The following is an 18836-nucleotide window of genomic DNA, read 5'->3' on the forward strand; positions in this document are numbered from 1 at the left end:
TTACTGACAGTCGTCAAGGTTTAATGTGATCACTGGAAGTGTATTAGCATCGGCTGCTTCGGTATAGGCCACATAACAGCCATCATTAGCTTCACCGCCGGTGCCATTGCCTGCCACTACCGCAGTCGGTGCTGCACTACCTGTAGCTCTTACCACAAAGATAGCGGGTGTCCCGCCTGTAGCGGCAATGACATTGCTTGCAAAGTCATTGGTTAAATCAATATCCATCGCTGCGGCAATACCAGTAGCTGCGGCTTGTGGATAGCCAAAGGAAGTCGTTACATCAACGGTTCCATCAGTGCCTAAGTCAACCCCTATGGTGCCATCACCTGCATCGCCCTGAATACCTTCAATAATAGCCTTTCCGTACACGATATCTTTGGCAGAGTTCATCGCGCCTCTAACACCTTGTACCGTTGCCGCATTGGCATCACCCTGCAAGTTTAAAAAGCGTGGCGCTGCTGTGACTGCAAGAATCCCTAGAATAACAATCACAATAATCAATTCGATTAAAGTGAAACCTTGTTGTTTTGTTGCTTTCATCGTCTGTACCTCGTTATAGCAAACTTAAAATACGGTTACCTGCCCCGTTGCGGGAAAGTAAGAAAAACCATCAGTGGCTGTACCGTCCGGCACAGAGTCGTCAGGCAGATTCGCGACATTGGTGGTATCGAGCGAATCTGAAAGATAATAAATACACTGCGAATTGCCCGCGTTAAATTGTACGTAATAACGGCTTTGCGCGGCCTGATTTGGGTCAATAGTATTAATAGGGGCTGATTGTAAAATAAGATCAAACACATCTTTGCAATCTTGGCGCGCCATAGCGCCAACAGTGGTATCGGAGCCGCCATCGTTGGTGGGGTAGCCAATATCGCCATCAACACCTAAGGTTACTTGGTCGTACACCACTGTGGTAATATCAGCGCCACCATTATCGACTAAGCGACCGTCAACTTCCCATTGTGAGCGCACTAATCCTATCGCCGCTGCAAATCCACCAGCCACGCCTTCAACCGATGCTTCGCGAGCATCATCGGTCACATCGATAAAGCGCGGCAATGCGGTTGCAGCCAAAAGCCCTAAAATAATGACTACTATAATAAGCTCTATGAGTGTAAAGCCACTTTGTTGTTTGCGTTTCATTGCCTACTCCAACAGAGTTAAGTACCTAAATTCATTCTAGACCAAAGGCTAAATTACTCAAAAATCATTATATTTTGTTTATTTGAGTGTAACAGCCACCTGACCCGTGTGTACATCAAAGCGAAACCAGGCTCGCTCATTAAAAAGAAACTCACACCCGACTAAGGCTTGCCCTGCCCATATCGGCTTAACACTGACCCCAGCTAGGTTGCCCTGCCCTTGCATGCGGGCAAATAAGCCCTGACAGGGAGCCCCATCGCCCTCAAGACCTGTCGGCCAGCCAAAGCGATTAACCACAAACTGTTGTTGACCCACCACCTGCATTTGCGTGCTCACCTGCTCTAAGGTAATGGTATCTTGTTTATGGGCTAGCCACTTACCATGAATAGCAACGGCACTGTGGTGGAACTCCGCCACTGCTTTATGCAAATTCACGTCGTTGACAGTATTAAATAACTGGCTGATATAGTAAATAAAAAAGCCAATAAACACACAAATCAGCAACCCGCTAATAAGCAGTTGATAAACCCGGCTCAAACGCCGGCTCACCTGCTGCTGATTACGCACTTTAGCCCCCTTTAATCGCAGACATCAGGTTCCACATAGGAGTAAAAATACCCAATGCCAGTATTAGCACCATTACCGCCACCAAAGCAATTAAAATGGGCTCTATCTTCGCGGTCAGGCTCTTTAAATCAAAATCCACTTCGCGTTCATAGTAGTCGGCACTTTCTTGCAACAGTTCATCAACGCGACCGGTTTCCTCTCCGACTGCAACCATTTGTAACACCAATTGCGAGAAGAGCTCACTCTGTCGTGAAACCCGCAACAGGCTGTCGCCTTTTTCTATGCCGCGTCGCATCTCGACAATACGCTGATGCATATGGGCATTATCAACGGCATCAGCCGTAAGGGATAACCCGGTGGTCATTGGTACCCCAGAACGTAACACCATGGCAAAACTGCGGCTGTATCGAGATAACAAAGAGCGTTCAATGATACTGCCAATAATGGGTAAACGTAATTTCACGCGATCCCATTTCAATCGCCCTAGCTCGGTACCTAAGTAACGCCGTATCCCGTAATAGCTTGCCGCCATCAGTGCTAGCAACAACCACCAGTAATGAACAAAGAAATTAGACGTGCCAATGAGAATGCGCGTCATCAGCGGCAACTCAGCATCGAATTTAGAGAACATTTGCGCGAACACAGGGATCACAAAAATATTTAAGATAAACATGGCCGCGATGAGGGCGATGATCACAAACGTAGGGTAGCGCAATGCCGCTTTTATTCGTTTTCGCGTTTCTTGCTCGCGTTCAAAATATTCAGCCAACTGTAAAAAGGCATCCTCAAGCTTACCGGTGTTTTCACCCACCACCACGATAGAGATCATTAAACGATGAAAAACCTCCTTGTGGCTCGCCATAGCAGCGGATAAATTGCGCCCCTGCTCAAGCTGAGTAGTAATTTCTTTTAATACCTCGCGAAAACGCGGATTTGTGGTGGTTTCAGCCAGGCCGTTAATAGCGCGGATAATCGGGATCCCCGCTTTGAGCAGTGAATACATTTGCCGTGAAAAGATAATCATCTCATCAAGGCCGACCTTGGGCTGAAGCCAGGCTATAAGCGGTTTGTTATCGGCGCTTTTTACCACCTGAGTTTCATCTATCTTAATGGGCACACTTTGACGCGCCAATAACTGATCCGCAGCCGCTTGTGCGCTATTAGCCTCAACCACGCCTTTAATTAGTTTGCCCTGGCTATCTTTGGCCTGATAACGAAAATGCGCCACTAGTTGTTTACCACCTCAGGTACATATTCAGCTACTTTGAATACTTCATCCAAAGTGGTGATCCCTTGCTGAGCGTAGTCCATTGCCATATGTGATAAAGGTGAGAAATCTGGGTTATTCTTCGCTGCTTGTGCAAAGGCTTGGGTATCACTTTGGCGCAGCGCATCCATCATATCTTCGTTCATTTCTAGTAGCTCAAACACCCCGATACGGCCTTTATAACCGGTGTGATTGCAGCTGTTGCAGCCTCGCCCTTGGTAGAATTGCGCATCCGCTAGGTGAGGCTGTAAATAACGTACCCAGGCACGTTCTTGCTCGTCGGCTTCATAGGGTTGCTGACAGTTTTGACAAATACGGCGCACTAAGCGCTGAGCGATAATCGCTCGTAAGGAGCTGGCAACCAGATAAGGTGGCGCACCCATATCGATAAGACGCATGGCGCTGGTGATGGCATCATTGGTGTGCAAAGTACTCAATACCAAGTGTCCCGTTAGTGCACCTCGCAGCCCTATTTCCACGGTTTCTTGGTCTCGCATCTCGCCGACCATGATTATATCAGGGTCTTGGCGCAAGGTTGTACGTAACACATTCGCAAAGCTCAAGCCTATTTTACTGTTCACCTGGACCTGATTTATACGGCTGATACGGTATTCAACAGGATCTTCCACAGTGATTATTTTATTCTGAGCCTGATTAAGTTCGCTCAAGGCCCCATACAGGGTCGTCGTTTTACCCGAGCCGGTGGGGCCAGTAACAAGGATCATGCCGTGCGGACGCTTCAGCGTTTCCCGTAACTTACGTAGCAAAGGTGCTGGCATACCGGTTTGATCTAAGGTGAGCAGCCCGGCGGATTGATCCAGCAGACGCATCACCACCGATTCACCATTTTGCACCGGCATGGTCGAGAGCCGCACATCTATGCTGTGGCCTTTTACTTTGATATTAAAGCGCCCGTCTTGGGGAATGCGCTTTTCTGATATATCCAAGCCAGACATTAACTTAAGGCGTAGCACTAAGGCTGAGGCAATCTTGACGTGATCTAAGATATTCTCTTGCAACACACCATCCACCCGCTGACGAATGCGTAGCATCTTTTCATCGGGCTCAATATGGATATCCGAAGCTCGAACCTGTACCGCATCCTCAAAAATGGATTGCAGTAGCTTAACAACCGTTGCATCTGAGGTACTGTCATCAAGTGCGTTGAGTTCGAACTCTTCCCCTTCTTGATATTCCTCATCAAGTTGTTCAGCAAAGTTAGCAATATCTTGGGTGCGTCGGTATACGGTATCGAACGCCTCTAACATTTGTGACTCTTGCACCACCGCAAGGTCAATGCGCTTCGAACCCAGAATAGGCCCTAACTGGTCGAGGCCACTTAAATCAGCAGGGTCACTCATACCCAATAACACGCTGTCGCCGTTATCCTCAATAACTAGCGCACGGTAACGGCGCGCATAAACCTCAGGTAAGAGGGTGGCGGTTTCTGGCGCGATGCGACGTTGCGAAATATCTAAAAAGGGAACATTCAGTTGCTGAGCCAAAAAGCGCAGTAACTGTGGCTCGGCAATCACGCCTAAATCAACTAGGGTGGCGCCAAGTTTCCGCCCTGAGCTTTTTTGCGCCGCCAGCGCTTGCTCAAGCTGTTCTTCGGTAATTATTTGCTCGTGGACTAAGAGGTCCCCTAAGCGCATTTTTAAGCGAGGTCTAATCATGGCGTGTCCTGTAAACTATCATAGCGAGCTAGAGCGTATTGTTGTGACGGCCCTGATAAGCCACCTAATTGTAAGGCGGTAGCATAATGCCCTCGAGCGCTATGGTATTGGCCTAGTGCGTCTTCTGATGTGGCCAACGCCAACCACCATTTAGCTACATGGGGTTGACGCCTTACTAATTCAGTAAAGCATACCTTGGCAATATCGTGCTGCTTTAGCTGGCGCGCTGCCGATCCTTTTAAAATCCAATAGTCGTTATTACCCAGTTGCGTTGCGCGCGCATCCTGGCCATCTCCTAACACCTCAAGCACGCGCTGATATTGCTGTTGTTCAATGGCCATTTTGGCAATCATGACACGCCATGAAAGGGTTTCTGGCGCCACTTTTAAGCCATTAATAAGCACACTGTATGCTTCTTCTAAGCGCTGTTGTCCATATAAGGTCGCAGCGAGTGATGACCGGGCTTGTTCATGTTCGGGTACAAGAATAACGGCTTGTTCAAACTGCTTTATAGCCTCGTTCGTCATTGCAAAGCGCAGCGACTGTTGTCCTTGCTCAAACCAGCGCTGCGCGCGCTGCTGAACACTTAGCGCCTTGACGACCTTCACAGCGGTATCACTGGATGACGCCACTGGCTGCGAGGCGTTAACCGCTCTCGTTGGTGGCTCAACTTGAGGTGCTTTTGGCTGCGTTGCTACTGGCTTATCACTTGGCTCACCCTCAGTGATAGAGGCCACCATAGCTTGTGCTGCCTCGACCGGCTTGGTGCTGCTAGGTAGCTGCTGTGATGATGTCCGGGGCTCAGTTTGCTCGTTCTCTACCACGTCGGCATGCTGTGGACTATTGAGCTCGGCATTGATGGCTGACACAGGCTGACTGTTATCATCTTTAGGTGCCGTTAAAGCCATACTGGTCGTTTGCTTTGGCTGCGATGCTGTCTCTTCGATAACGAGCGTTGGCGCTTTTGCCTGGTGCGAGGGATCAGCGACTGTCGCTTCTTCAACGCTGTCACTTGTGCTTATAGGAGCTGCGGGGATCAGTAAATAAGCAAGGGCGATGACGACCATGGCGCTCACTAACACCGCAACAATGGTGATGACATTTCGCCAAGGCCGCGCCTGCGGCAGTTTTACGGTCGGCTCTAACGCCAGTTCATGTTCGCCATCACGCTGCTCAATGTCTTTGAGGGCCTTGTTTAGTAGACTCACAACACTTGTCTCCACAACCAAATAGCCGCCACGCCTAACACTGTCGCACTGAGCACTGCAAATAACCACCAGCGCCGCATAGATGTTGGTGCGTAGCAATCCTCGGTATCGGCAATTGCCGCGCGAATATAGCGCTTATTGAGTGCTGTTTGTCCTTCCCCATAAGCCAATAGCAGCGCTTTGTGGCATACCGTATTTACTAACCGAGGAATACCGCGACAAGCCCGTGCTATATGGTGGTTCAGACGCGGTGAAAAGAGGGGTGACTGCGCGCCTGCGCGGCGAAGGCGGTGATTAATGTAGTAGTCCACCTCCGCAGCTGTCATCGGCCTCAGCTGATAGGAAAAACCGATACGTTGGCGCAATTGCCTTACTTGCGGATTGGCCAGCTTAGTATCTAGTTCTGGTTGTCCAAAGAGGACTACTTGGAGCAGTTTTTTTTGCTCCGTTTCTAAGTTGGTTAATAACCGCAACGCCTCCAGCGCTTCCCAACTAAAACATTGTGCCTCATCAACAATCATAACCACCTTTTTCCCTTCTTGACTCAGGGTTAACAGGCGCTTCTCTATGGATTGGCTCAATGTTTGTTGATCTTGTTCGGGCGCAAGTTCCAGCCCCAACTCAGCCGCCACCGCCCATCGCAGTTCATCGGGGGTCAAATAAGGGTTGGGCAAATAGACAACCACATAATTATCCTCAAGGTGGTTTATCAACTTCCGACAAATCAGCGTTTTGCCTGTACCTACTTCCCCGGTAACTTTTATAAATCCTTCGGACATACTCAGAGCACTGAGCAGCACTTTCAGCGCTTCGTTATGAGGCTCAAGAGCACAGTAGAACTGCGTGTTCGGGGTGAGCGAAAACGGCATTTCCGTTAGGTTAAAAAAGCTGAGATACATTAATTGCGGTACCAGGTCTCTAACAATTTACGTGAGCGTTGTTGTTGTTTCTTCCACGTGTCTGGCATAACCACGGTCGGGCGCAGTAAGATGACCAACTCTTTTTTATTCTGCTTCTTACGAATACTTTTAAACAGATTACCAACGAGAGGAATATCGCCTAACACCGGCGTTTTCGAAACCTCGTCGGAAGTAATGGTTTGCATTAGGCCTCCGATAACCACGATTTCACCGCTCGATGCCCTGATTACTGTATCAGACTCACGAATATTGCTTTGGGCCAAAGGCAGCTCGATACTTTCGCTCCCTAATTTAATTGACTTGGTTTGCTCCTCGGTTTGCGTCACTGACGGGTGTACGTGCAAAATAACCGAGCCATATTTGTCTATTTGAGGCGTTACATCCAAGGCTATGCCAGAGAAAAACGGCGTAAGCTCAATGTCATTGTTATTTTGTTGGGTGACATTGCCGATGTCTTCGCTGCTAGACACATCGGTTACAAAGTATTCATCTTCCCCTACTTTAATCACTGCTTTTTGGTTGTTAGTTGCAGTCACCCGAGGGTTTGAGAGCATTTGCACATCACCTTGGGTTTGCAATAGATTGATCACCCCAGCAAAATCAGGATTAGAGAAGACCAAACTAGCAGCCCCCCCCTAATTCCGCAGAAATTTGATTACCGAGCTGCGCTGCTGTCGAGGAGAATGACAGTGATGTACTGCCAATATTTGCCGCTATTTCAGACCAATTGACTCCCTGCTGATATTCATCTTTGAGTGTCACCTCGATGATGCGCGCCTCTAAAATCACTTGCCGCTGCAAGCTTTCCTCACTGTGGCGCAAGAACTCTTTCATGGCAGCAATTTCACTCGGTAGAGCATGCACTGTTACCAAGCTTGCTTGTGGACTAACAATGACATAACGACCACCATGTGTGCCCACGAGTGACTGCAACGCCTCTTTCAAGTCGGCCCAAAAATCACTCTCGCTACTGGTTTGAATATTAGAGCCATTAAGCTGTTGAATATTACCAGAGCCACTGTTGTTGCCATTATTGTTATTAATGGCGTTGTTATTACCGCCGTTATTGCCACTAAAGTTGTTATTTCCGTTGCCACTGTTGCCGTTGTTATTCTGATCGTAATCGCTCACGCCGCCAGAGATGACGCTAACATTCGATACACCAAAACGACGCATCATCAGATAGTTTACCGCTATAGACTCGGTGCGCATTTTTGCTGGTAAGACTTGCACCACCTGGCCTTCAAGAAACACATCAAGTGGATACATGCGGGTGATGATCTTAAGCACTTCATCCATACTGACCTGCTTAAGGTTCAAACTAATAGCGCCGGACACCTCAGGGTGAATAGCGACACTGAAGGGGGTATCGTCTACCAGGGCGTTGAAAAATGGCCGCAGTGCAACTTCATTGGCGACCACATCGAAGCGCTCAATAGCCGTGTTGGGCTGCACCTTAGTGTGTGCTGATACCGAGCTCAGCAATTCTTGCTCAAAATCTTTCGGGGGTTGCGGCGCCTCACTAACCTGCGACTGTTTTGCGGGTTCTAGTTCCTTGGCAATATGAGGTTGCACTCGTTCTCCGGTGCCGAAAGTCGCACAGGCGCTAACCAGCAACGAAGAGGTACCAACTATAAACCAGTGGACTAATAACTTATTGTTTAATTTCATTGCTATATAACTCTAACTTCAATTGCTTTGCACCTTGAACAAGGAGCACAGCATGGGCGCTAATATTGGTGACAGTGTAATCGGCTAACTTATCCCCCTGAGCGTATAACTGCCCAGAAATAATGGCCTTATGTTGACCTTTTTTACTCACTACCGACTCCAATACCCATTGCTGCTGTACCGACTCAGTACTACGTGAGGTCTGTGCCTGCACGGCGGGGCGTGTTGGGTCTTGTAAAACTTGTGCCGCTATTGGCACACTTGCGACCATGAACAGGCTACAGGCTAATAAATGTTTCATTGTTACTTACCGTTGCTAAGTTCAAGGTGAGTTGCGCTCTCGGATGCTCCTGCACCTGATAATGGAAGCCTGTGATGAGTACCCGAGTGGCTGCTTGCTCAATTCGTGCCATATAATCTCGCAAAGCAAAGTAATTACCTTGCAAGGTCATCTGCATATTGTGCTGATAAAACTGTAGTTGTGGTGACGATGGCTCACTTTGCTCGCCTGTTTGCACCGCTTCCACACCCATCACTTTAAAACCCAGTAACTGCACCCCTTGTTGCTGAGCTAGCAAATCGCCGAGAACATCAGGCATACGGTCGCCGGACACAAAACCATCACTGAGCTGTTGTAATTGTTGGTCTAAATCGCGGTTACGCTGGTGCAGCTCTTGAAGCTGCAACTTGAGATTAGCTTTATAATCAATAGCCAAAGCTTGAGTGAGTGCCTGTCGCTGTGTGCGCAGTGATGCATTCTCACTTTGGTAACCGGCAATTTGTGTGGCTGCTTGGTCGTGATTTTCCATCAATGGCATGCTTATAAACCACCCACCTAAGTACAGAATACAGAACAGCCCCACTGTCAGCACCAGCATCTTTTCCCGCTGTTGCAGCTGGCTAAACTGGTTACTTATATGTTGCCAACGCTTCATGGCTGCTCCCCATCAATTCGAGTAGACACATTAAACTGTCTTAGCTCATTACTTTGATCGAACTCCAAAACCGAAAACTCTTTACCTAAAAAGTAGTTGGAATTTCTTAATTGTTTAAGCCACGGAGCTATTTCACTGGGTACCGCCGTTTTGCCCTGTAACTGCACATGACGCTGACTAATATTAATTTCTGTCAGCCACACTTGTGGGTTGTGATAGCGCGCCAAATCATTCATCAAGGCGCTGTAAGTAAGCGGCGCACCGCTGCCCTTCCCTTGTAAATATGCGAGTAAACTAAGGCGATGCTGCTCTGCGCGCTGTTGCTGTTCTAGTTGCTGCTGCAAGTTCTTGGTATCGCGCCGCTGCGCTAATTGCTTGTTAAGCTCTGCCACGTCAGCTTTTAGGTGGCTATGTTGCTGTGTAAGCTCCTGCAGCTGCTGTTGCTGATGATTGTTACGCCATACTTGCAGTGCGATAACCACAGCCAACACGACAAATGCAGCGATGAATATTTTTACGACTAGAGCCAGCGGCAGCGGATCATGACGCGACTGCAAGCTTTCTTGGTAAAAATTTATGCTGCTTTTCATGCCTGCTCCAACATCGGAAAATAGGCGCCTGCCAAAGCCATATGGAATTTAGGGTCAATCACATCAGCCAAATCCATAACCGGTTTAAACTCCACGATAGGGGTGGTTTGAAACGCTTGCAAACGCGAGATAACCGCCTGAGCATCATCGATGCCTTGAATAAGAATTTCCTTTATTGGTGGCTGTTTGAGCTGGCTCTCATAAAAGTCCATGGAGCGCTGAATCTCAAGCCCTAACGAATCACTTAAGTGCGACAAAGTGGTTTCATCGGGCTGTTGCTGTAACGCGCTGAACCCTCGTAGCCTGCGATTAAGCAGCAATTGTTGATCGCGAATGATTAACACACTGGGTTCATCTCCAGGCTCCTGATACACCACCAAGCGGGCATAGTTATCTTTGGCGGTCATCGCCGCGAGGGTGGTTTCTTTCACCGATAGCTGCTGAAGGTGGCAGTCATTGAGCTTATCGAGCTCAGAGACCAGCGGCCGCAATTGCTGCTTATCGGTGGCAAACACATTAATCTTGGCCTTTTGACCGGTGCTTTGAATCGGGTAATCGATATAATCAGCAATGATATTCTCGGCGCTTATGCTCACCAAGTCCTTTAATGTCCACGGCAGTGACTGAGTGATTTCTTGCTCGCTCAGCTCTGGCTTCTCGGCCTGTACTATCTGATAATAGGATTGTGGTAACACCACGTACAAGTCGCAAGCGTCAGAGGAGATCTTGCGTAGCAATTTAAGTAATGCTTTCGAATAGTTAGCTGAATCGTTGAGCGGCAGCTCTTCGGTGTCACTGACAAACCATTGTTGCTTTTTTTGCTTTAACTGCACCGCGCGTAACACGTCTGCGTACAAGGCAACGCCCACTATTGCTTCGGACTTTTTCTTTGTATTTAGCCAAGGAACACGGGCTAAGAGTTTAGATGCCATATAGTCTGCAGTATCACCTATAAGAATATACAAAGTATCAATAATTTGCGGAATTTAGCAAGTTAATTAGGGGGAAAACTAGGGCAAAACTATGAGCTCAATCATTACATCCATCAAAGAGTCGCCAATGCAGCAAATTCACCATCCGCTGCTGCGGCATCACAACGTGCAACTAAGCATCAAACGCGACGATTTGTATCACCCTCTGATTCAGGGTAATAAATGGCGAAAATTAAAGTACAACTTAGCGGCTTTTCAGGCTTCTGAATGTAGGCAGTTGCTCACTTTTGGCGGTCCTTTCTCCAATCATTTATATGCAACGGCCGCCGCTGGAAAACTATTTGGTCTAAGCACCATTGGCATCGTGCGCGGCCCTGAACTTGATATGCACAACCCCACACTGCGCTTTGCCCACGCCTGCGGTATGAAGTTAGTGGCGGTAACGCGTAAAGACTACCGCTTGCGCCAGCAAAAAGATTACCTCAATGAGCTTAAGCAACGCTTTGGTAATGTCTACATTCTCCCTGAAGGCGGAACCAACCACGCGGCGCTACGCGGTGTAGCGGAGCTAGCCCAAACTTTACCAGAACACGATTATCTAGTGTGCGCTACAGGAAGTGGCGGTACCTTAGCAGGGTTATGCGCAGGCCATACGCAGCGAAAAGTACTTGGTATTGCCGTGCTCAAAAATGCAGATTACCTGAATCATGAAATAAGCCAACTAACTTCTACACACCACTGTGACTGGCAATTAATGCAGCACTTTCATGATGGCGGTTATGGCCGCTTTAGTGACAAACAATGGCGCTTTTGCCAAGATTTCAGAGCCACCTATCAAGTGCCACTGGAGCCTATTTACACGGGGAAAATGATGTACGCCCTGTGGCAACTGATTGCACAAGGGTATTTTCCTTCCGGCAGTCGCATCATTGCCGTACATACCGGGGGCTTGCAAGGGCTCAATGGCTTGCGTTATCGCGGCCTACTCAAAGCGACTTGAAGGTTGACAGTTGCAGTGCACCAGAGAAGTATGCACCTTGTGCAGCCCTAACCCCGAGCTGCTGTAACACCAAAACTTGTTGTTGCCTTTCAACGCCTACAGCAATTATTGGAATACTGTGCTGTTGGGCCTTTGCAACGTAAGCCAACACACGCTTTTGCACATTTTTATCCACTTCAATGTGGGCAATAAGTTCGGGTGCCAGTTTTATCGCTTGTACAGGCACCGCCAATTTATCGAGATCCACATTCGGCCATGTTCGTAATTGGTCAATAATAATTCCGCGTTGGCATGCCTTAGTTCGGCGCACCCGCCTACGCACGATATATTGATGCTGCTCTAAGAGTTCGGCCTTACATTCGATAAGAACATTGCGATGTTGCTCGAGAAAGAGCTTAAGACGTTGCCAAAATTCACCATCGAACCAGCTTGATTGTTGCAAGTTGATGCTGACATCACCTTGTTGCACCTCGGTGGCAAGCATTTTATCCAATCGTGCTAAAACGGCGCTATCCACACTGCTTTCTGCTTTACGTGTTTGCGGCTCTTCGAGGTACTCTGGTGAAATCAGGCCCAACTGCTGGTGGCGAACACGTAGCAAGGTTTCGTGATGCAGTATTTGCTCGCTATGCAAATCAAATACGGGCTGGAAAAAGCAAATAAAGTGATCTTTTTGTACACTTTCACTCAGCGAGCATGACTTCGCTGCCAACAACATAGAGTGGTTATGGCTAAAGGGGATACGGTAGCAATGTTTGTCTTTACTTTGCTTTGCCAATGCCAACGCCGATTGCGTTAATTGATACACAATGGCTTGGTCAGCACCGCTTCGGTAGTTACAAATGCCCACCTTGACCTCTGCAGCCCGCAATTCAGGGAGTAAAGCTCGGCAACTTTGTAAAATGGTGTCACTGAGTGCCTCTAGTCGCTTATCGAGGTGTTGATAATGAATATCATGGATGGTAATAGCAAAGCTGCCGGTGTTAAGCACCTTCACCGACAGCTGTTGCTGGTAGCTTAAGCTTTCTTGTAACAAAGCCTCGAGCAAACTCGCGACCCCGCTTGCAGCAACACTCAGTTTAGTGCAATGAGCGATTGCGAACACACTCTGATACAAGTGATTTAAGCCTAAAATACTCGCACTCATCGGTGCTTGTTCTGTTTTTTCTAACGATGGTACTTTGCTCTTTTGCGATACACGCTTTCGCCTAAGAAGGTTGACCACCTGCCAACACATGTACGCCAGCAGCGCATTACCGATGATAAACCAGTGACTTTTCGACAACCACAATGGCGAGCCAAATATCTCCTGATGTTCATTCCCGGTGGAGATAACCACAGACACAGGGTCAACATAAGCATGCTGAGGAGGCTCAAGGAAAAAGCCATAAGGTTCGAGTAAGGTCGTTAATAACGCATCATCTACATCAGTAACCCGATCTAGCTGATGTGATAGCTGATGGATATCGGCTTGGCGCTGCATATGCAAGGCATACGCAAGTACAGCATTACACAATATAGCGAGTGTAATAGCCGCTAAACCAACAGTGATCCATGTACGGTATGGACGAAATAAAGACAAAATACAGGCCGACGAATAATCATTCTCATGCCTAAAGTGTTGTCCATGAAAGGGGGAAGCTCAAGCAAGAACCCATAAAAAAGCCCCATAGAATGGGGCTTGTGGAATAAAATAGCGAGATATCAATAAGCTTTTCGCACAACTTTTTAGTTGTTAGAACGGGATATCGTCGTCAAAATCAATGGGGGGTTCCATAGGGTTTGAAGCACCACCCTGGGGAGCATTTTGTGGTTTAGGGGCAAAGCCACCACCTTGCTGGCCGCCACCATGCTGATTGCTCTGATGATTCTGCTGAGAGCCAAAGCCACCTTGCTGTTGATTGCCTTGCTGCATACCTTGGTTGCCTTGTTGCTGGCCATAATTATTGCTTTGTTGCTGCCCGTAACCACCTTGCTGCGCAGCCCCTTGTTGAGGAGCTCCCTGCTGTGGGTTACTTTGTGCTTGGTTATTGCCACCAAAACCGCCTTGTTGCTGAGCACCTTGATAACCGCCTGAGGCAGCACCCTGGTTATCGCCACGACCACCAAGCATTTGCATTTGCCCGCCCATATCGACAACAATCTCAGTGGTGTATTTATCTTGACCGCTTTGGTCGGTCCATTTACGGGTCTGTAGGCGACCTTCAATATAAACCTGTGAGCCCTTGCGCAGATATTCACCCGCCACTTCTGCCAGCTTGCCAAATAGCACCACGCGATGCCATTCTGTGCGCTCTTGCATTTGCCCAGTATTTTTATCTTTCCAGCTATCTGTGGTAGCAATGCTGATATTTGCTACGCCATTGCCGTTTGGCATATAGCGAACTTCTGGATCTTGACCCAGATTACCCACCAAAATTACTTTATTAACACCGCGCGCCATGGATTTTTACTCCTATAAATTACACTGCGGCGACGAGTCTTTGCGCCGCCTCTAAATCAAATTTTTTGTCGTCTACTTTAAGATAGCTGCGATTTTCATCACACACCACCGTGGCCTCTAACACCCCAGGTAATGCCACTAAACGACCCGCCAACTGCTGTGCATCCTGCTCTGAATCAACAGCACTAAGCAAACTAATAATTTTGCTACGCGGCGGCACTCGCATTTTCGCGGCTATGACAAGCCATATTACCCCAACCACAGCAGCCGCCGCAAACACCATCTCAGGGCTGCCGGTTTGGGCCACATAACCGCCTAAAATGCCTCCTAAAAACGCGCCCAAGAATTGCGATGAGGAAAAAACGCCCATCGCTGAGCCTTTTTGATTCGCCGGAGACAGTCGCGATACCAAGGCCGGCATAGTGGCTTCTAGAAAGTTAAAAGCCACGAAGTACAGCATCATACATGCCGCGATGACATACACTGAATGCGCACCGGCAACCAGCCCAAGCATACTCACAATGAGCATCACGATAGCGACTAAAAACAAGGGTTTTTCTTTTTGCTTGGCAACGGCGACGATCATCATCGGCACCATAAGCACAAAAGAAAGCACAAATACGGGGATATATAATTGCCAGTGTTTGGCGGCTTCAAGCCCATCGGCAATCAGTTGCGTCGGTAGTGACACGAATACGGTCGTCAGTGACAGGTGCAAAAACAGCACCCCTAAATCTAAGCGAGCTAAGTCTGGGTGACGCACTAACTTACCCACATCAGCAAGGGTAACACTGGTTTCGCCCTTGGGCGCACGATTAACCGCCGTAGGCACCATCCAAGTAACAATGGCCATGCCTAACACCGCCAGCGCAGCAGTCAGCCAGAAAATCCCGGAAACACCGAAGCTCGCGGCAACCATGGGCCCTAGCAACATGGCGACGGCAAAGCTCATGCCGATGCACATGCCGATCACAGCCATCACCTTAGGGCGCTGCTCATCACGACTGAGGTCGGCTGCAAGCGCCAGCAGTGCACTGGCAATCGCCCCCATCCCTTGTAGCGCCCGCCCTAATGTCAGGGTATACATGGATTCGGCACACGCGGCGACCACCGAGCCTAAGGTAAACAATACCAACCCACCGATGATCACCCGCTTGCGACCAATGCGGTCAGATAACCACCCCATAGGAATTTGCAACAACGCTTGGGTAAGGCCATAAGCGCCAATCGCGAGGCCGATCCATAACGGAGAAAAGCCACTGAGGCTTTGTCCATAGACAGCCAACACCGGCATCAGCATAAACAGCCCAAGCATTCGAAATGCAAAGACACTGGCTAGCGATACCGCTGCACGTTTTTCGACAGTATTAAGTTGAGATGCGGACATGACGAAGTACTAAGCAGCCATAAAGCAAATTAAATTTATTGGCCGGCGATGATAGCATATCCACGCGCCAATATGACATGCCCAGCGGCATTAATCTTACACTGATCGCCTTCCCTGCTGTGCTTCGTACTGAGTTTTTCGTTGTTACAGTATTCACTCTTTAGGTCAATAAGGCATCGCTAAATCCTGTACAAATATGCGATACTTACGGGCTATTAAATTGCACGGGTAAAAGGCGAAGAATGGAAAATATCGAAGTTCGCGGTGCACGCACCCACAACCTCAAAGACATCAACCTCACAATCCCTCGCGATAAGCTGATTGTCATCACTGGCTTATCAGGCTCCGGCAAATCCTCCCTCGCTTTTGATACATTATATGCCGAGGGTCAGCGCCGTTATGTTGAGTCGCTTTCCGCATACGCCAGACAGTTTTTATCACTTATGGAAAAGCCCGATGTCGATCATATTGAGGGCCTCTCCCCCGCCATTTCCATTGAGCAAAAGTCGACATCACACAACCCGCGCTCGACGGTGGGCACCATCACCGAAATATACGACTACCTGCGATTGCTGTTTGCCCGTGTTGGTGAGCCACGTTGTCCAACCCATAATTTACCCTTAGCGGCGCAAACCATTAGCCAAATGGTGGATCAAGTCTTGGCGTTACCTGAGGGCAGCAAGTTGATGTTGCTCGCCCCGGTGGTCAAAAACCGTAAAGGGGAGCATGTAAAGCTGCTCGAGCAACTCGCCGCCCAAGGCTATATCCGCGCCCGTATTGATGGCGAGGTCTGTGACTTGTCCGATCCACCGCCGCTTGAATTACATAAAAAACACACCATTGAAGTGGTTGTCGATCGCCTTAAGGTGAAAGAGGGTCAGCAACAGCGCTTAGCCGAATCCTTTGAAACCGCCCTTGAGCTTTCAGGGGGCGTTGCTCAGGTTGCCGCTATGGATGACTCCTTACAGGAAGAGATGGTGTTTTCCGCCAATTTTGCTTGCCCGACCTGTGGCTATGCCATGAGCGAGCTGGAGCCACGGTTATTTTCCTTCAACAACCCCGCAGGTGCTTGTCAAAGCTGTGATGGCTTAGGGGTACGCCAGTACTTTGATCCCAACCGCGTTGTTCACAACAGTGAGCTCAGCCTTGCTGGCGGCGCTATCAAAGGCTGGGATAAACGCAGCTTCTACTATTTCCAAATGCTGCAATCGGTCGCCGAGCACTATCAATTTGATCTTAACACCCCCTTCCAAGACCTTGATGAGCAAGCACAAAAAGTGGTTCTAGAAGGTTCAGGAGGGGAGAAAATAGCCTTTAGCTACCGTAATGACCGTGGCGATTTAATTACCCGCAACCATGAGTTTGAAGGCGTTCTTAACAATATGCAGCGCCGCTACCATGAGACCGAGTCAAACTCGGTACGTGAAGAGCTGGCTAAGTACCAAACCTCGCAAGCCTGTCCGAGCTGTCATGGCTCACGACTGCGCCAAGAGGCCCGTAATGTATTTATCGGTGACACCAACTTACCTGCCGTCACCCTGATGAGTATCGGTCAAGCCTATGACTATTTTGAGCAGCTCGATTTTAGCGGCCAAAAAGCGCAAATTGCCGATAAGATCCTCAAAGAAATTCGCGACCGCTTGTCTTTTCTCGTCAATGTGGGTCTAAATTATCTATCTCTTGAGCGCAGCGCCGATACCCTTTCCGGGGGGGAAGCACAGCGTATTCGTCTCGCCAGCCAAATAGGAGCGGGACTGGTGGGGGTGATGTATGTGCTTGATGAGCCCTCGATTGGCCTGCATCAACGCGATAACGATCGCCTGCTACAAACGCTGACTCGTCTGCGCGACTTAGGCAACACCGTTCTCGTGGTGGAACACGATGAAGATGCTATTCGCGCCGCCGACTATGTTATTGATATCGGCCCCGGCGCTGGAGTACATGGTGGTTATGTGGTTGCTGAGGGCACCCGAGATGAAATCATGGCTAACCCTGATTCATTAACCGGGCAGTATCTCAGTGGCAGCAAAGAAATCGCCGTGCCCAAAGAGCGCCATGCAGCCTCTGATAAATGGCTGGAGCTATTCGGTGCCACTGGCAATAACCTTAAAGCCGTCGATGTGCGTATTCCTTTTGGCTTGATGACCTGTATCACCGGGGTCTCCGGTTCCGGAAAATCGACCCTTATTAACGATACCTTGTTTAAGGTGGCGCACACCGAACTTAACGGCGCAACCGCCGTTGAACCTGCGCCGTACAAGGATATTCAAGGTTTAGATCATTTCGACAAGGTTATCGATATTGATCAAAGCCCAATCGGGCGCACGCCACGCTCCAACCCCGCCACTTACACCGGTATTTTCACCGCGATTCGCGAGCTGTTTGCAGGCACGCAAGAGGCGCGTTCACGGGGTTACAAAGTGGGCCGCTTTAGCTTCAATGTTAAAGGCGGCCGGTGTGAGGCATGCCAAGGCGATGGCGTAATTAAAGTAGAAATGCACTTTTTACCTGATGTATACGTGCCGTGTGACGTCTGCCAGGGCAAACGCTATAACCGCGAAACCCTGGAAGTGCTTTACAAGGGCATGAATATTCACCAAGTGTTAGAGATGACGGTAGAAGATGCGCGACAGTTCTTTGATGCCATCCCCGCGATAAAACGCAAGCTGCAAACGCTGATGGATGTCGGCTTGTCGTATATTCGACTTGGCCAAGCCGCAACCACCCTCTCCGGTGGTGAGGCGCAACGGGTAAAACTCGCCCGTGAATTATCCAAGCGCGATACCGGCAAAACCTTATATATACTTGATGAGCCAACGACTGGTCTGCACTTCCATGATATTCAGCAGCTGCTGGCGGTATTACACCGTTTGCGCGACCATGGTAATACCATCGTGGTGATTGAGCATAACCTGGATGTCATCAAAACCGCAGACTGGATCGTTGATTTAGGCCCTGAAGGAGGCAGCGGCGGGGGCGAAATTCTCGTTGCTGGCACGCCAGAACAGGTAGCCGAGTGCCAGCGCTCGCATACCGGTAAATACTTAAAACCTATGCTCAAGTAGCACCCACTCTCGGGCCTGAGTTTAATCGT

Annotated in this window: 16 protein-coding genes and 1 pseudogene; 2 read left to right on the forward strand and 15 right to left on the reverse strand. The window is 48.9% G+C overall.

Annotated features, from left to right (window positions below):
* The 12 genes and pseudogenes from PRUTH_RS19365 to PRUTH_RS13850 all read right to left on the reverse strand — a co-directional run bounded on the left by PRUTH_RS19365 (position 1) and on the right by PRUTH_RS13850 (position 10912).
* Entirely contained in the window at positions 1 to 543 is a 543-nt protein-coding gene (locus PRUTH_RS19365; protein ID WP_151173520.1) for a prepilin-type N-terminal cleavage/methylation domain-containing protein, read from the reverse strand.
* A gap of 24 nt (positions 544 to 567) precedes the next feature.
* Positions 568 to 1146 carry a prepilin-type N-terminal cleavage/methylation domain-containing protein gene (locus tag PRUTH_RS13800; protein ID WP_151173521.1) on the reverse strand — a complete coding sequence of 193 codons (579 nt, stop codon included), beginning with the start codon at positions 1144 to 1146 and terminating at the stop codon, positions 568 to 570.
* Positions 1147 to 1224: 78 nt separating this feature from the next.
* The gene (locus PRUTH_RS13805) at positions 1225 to 1713 is read right to left on the reverse strand and encodes a hypothetical protein (protein WP_151173522.1); all 489 of its coding nucleotides are present in this window, start codon (positions 1711 to 1713) and stop codon (positions 1225 to 1227) included.
* A 1-nt stretch (position 1714) separates the two neighbouring features.
* Positions 1715 to 2941 carry a type II secretion system F family protein gene (locus tag PRUTH_RS13810; protein WP_045979143.1) on the reverse strand — a complete coding sequence of 409 codons (1227 nt, stop codon included), beginning with the start codon at positions 2939 to 2941 and terminating at the stop codon, positions 1715 to 1717.
* Positions 2941 to 4653, reverse strand: coding sequence for a GspE/PulE family protein (locus PRUTH_RS13815; RefSeq protein WP_272946260.1), 1713 nt, complete (start codon positions 4651 to 4653; stop codon positions 2941 to 2943). The genes PRUTH_RS13810 and PRUTH_RS13815 overlap by 1 nt, the downstream gene beginning before the upstream one ends.
* Entirely contained in the window at positions 4653 to 5864 is a 1212-nt protein-coding gene (locus PRUTH_RS13820; RefSeq protein WP_151173523.1) for a tetratricopeptide repeat protein, read from the reverse strand. The genes PRUTH_RS13815 and PRUTH_RS13820 overlap by 1 nt, the downstream gene beginning before the upstream one ends.
* Positions 5861 to 6763 carry an ExeA family protein gene (locus PRUTH_RS13825; RefSeq protein ID WP_045979140.1) on the reverse strand — a complete coding sequence of 301 codons (903 nt, stop codon included), beginning with the start codon at positions 6761 to 6763 and terminating at the stop codon, positions 5861 to 5863. Before PRUTH_RS13825 ends, PRUTH_RS13820 begins: the two co-directional genes overlap by 4 nt.
* Positions 6763 to 8455: pseudogene (gene mshL / locus PRUTH_RS13830) on the reverse strand (pilus (MSHA type) biogenesis protein MshL). The gene PRUTH_RS13825 and the pseudogene mshL overlap by 1 nt, the downstream one beginning before the upstream one ends.
* Positions 8439 to 8756 (reverse strand): hypothetical protein, encoded by a 318-nt coding sequence (locus PRUTH_RS13835; protein ID WP_022945518.1) that lies wholly within the window; start codon positions 8754 to 8756, stop codon positions 8439 to 8441. Before PRUTH_RS13835 ends, mshL begins: the two are co-directional and overlap by 17 nt.
* Positions 8734 to 9390 (reverse strand): agglutinin biogenesis protein MshJ, encoded by a 657-nt coding sequence (locus PRUTH_RS13840; protein ID WP_151173524.1) that lies wholly within the window; start codon positions 9388 to 9390, stop codon positions 8734 to 8736. Before PRUTH_RS13840 ends, PRUTH_RS13835 begins: the two co-directional genes overlap by 23 nt.
* Entirely contained in the window at positions 9387 to 9980 is a 594-nt protein-coding gene (locus PRUTH_RS13845) for a PilN domain-containing protein (protein ID WP_151173525.1), read from the reverse strand. Before PRUTH_RS13845 ends, PRUTH_RS13840 begins: the two co-directional genes overlap by 4 nt.
* On the reverse strand, positions 9977 to 10912 hold the full coding sequence (locus PRUTH_RS13850) for a hypothetical protein (protein ID WP_022945515.1): 936 nt from the start codon (positions 10910 to 10912) through the stop codon (positions 9977 to 9979). Before PRUTH_RS13850 ends, PRUTH_RS13845 begins: the two co-directional genes overlap by 4 nt.
* Before the next feature lie 91 nt (positions 10913 to 11003).
* Between PRUTH_RS13850 and PRUTH_RS13855 the strand changes: the two genes are divergently transcribed.
* Positions 11004 to 11912, forward strand: coding sequence for a 1-aminocyclopropane-1-carboxylate deaminase/D-cysteine desulfhydrase (locus tag PRUTH_RS13855; RefSeq protein WP_151173526.1), 909 nt, complete (start codon positions 11004 to 11006; stop codon positions 11910 to 11912).
* On the opposite strand, the gene PRUTH_RS13860 is transcribed toward PRUTH_RS13855, so the two are convergent.
* The 3 genes from PRUTH_RS13860 to PRUTH_RS13870 all read right to left on the reverse strand — a co-directional run bounded on the left by PRUTH_RS13860 (position 11899) and on the right by PRUTH_RS13870 (position 15742).
* Positions 11899 to 13494, reverse strand: a complete 1596-nt coding sequence (locus tag PRUTH_RS13860; RefSeq protein ID WP_151173527.1) for an EAL domain-containing protein — start codon at positions 13492 to 13494, stop codon at positions 11899 to 11901. The two genes, PRUTH_RS13855 and PRUTH_RS13860, sit on opposite strands and share 14 nt — an antisense overlap.
* Positions 13495 to 13647: 153 nt before the next feature.
* Positions 13648 to 14355, reverse strand: a complete 708-nt coding sequence (ssb, locus tag PRUTH_RS13865; RefSeq protein ID WP_130147110.1) for a single-stranded DNA-binding protein — start codon at positions 14353 to 14355, stop codon at positions 13648 to 13650.
* 19 nt (positions 14356 to 14374) lie between these two features.
* A complete protein-coding gene (locus tag PRUTH_RS13870) occupies positions 14375 to 15742 on the reverse strand; it encodes an MFS transporter (protein WP_022945511.1) in 1368 nt (455 codons plus the stop codon).
* 242 nt (positions 15743 to 15984) lie between these two features.
* Here PRUTH_RS13870 and uvrA point away from each other — a divergent pair, with 242 nt between their 5' ends.
* Positions 15985 to 18807, forward strand: a complete 2823-nt coding sequence (gene uvrA, locus PRUTH_RS13875; RefSeq protein WP_151173528.1) for an excinuclease ABC subunit UvrA — start codon at positions 15985 to 15987, stop codon at positions 18805 to 18807.
* Positions 18808 to 18836 lie beyond the last annotated feature (29 nt).

Origin of the sequence: Pseudoalteromonas ruthenica, from assembly GCF_008808095.1 — a bacterium.
GTDB lineage: Bacteria > Pseudomonadota > Gammaproteobacteria > Enterobacterales > Alteromonadaceae > Pseudoalteromonas > Pseudoalteromonas ruthenica.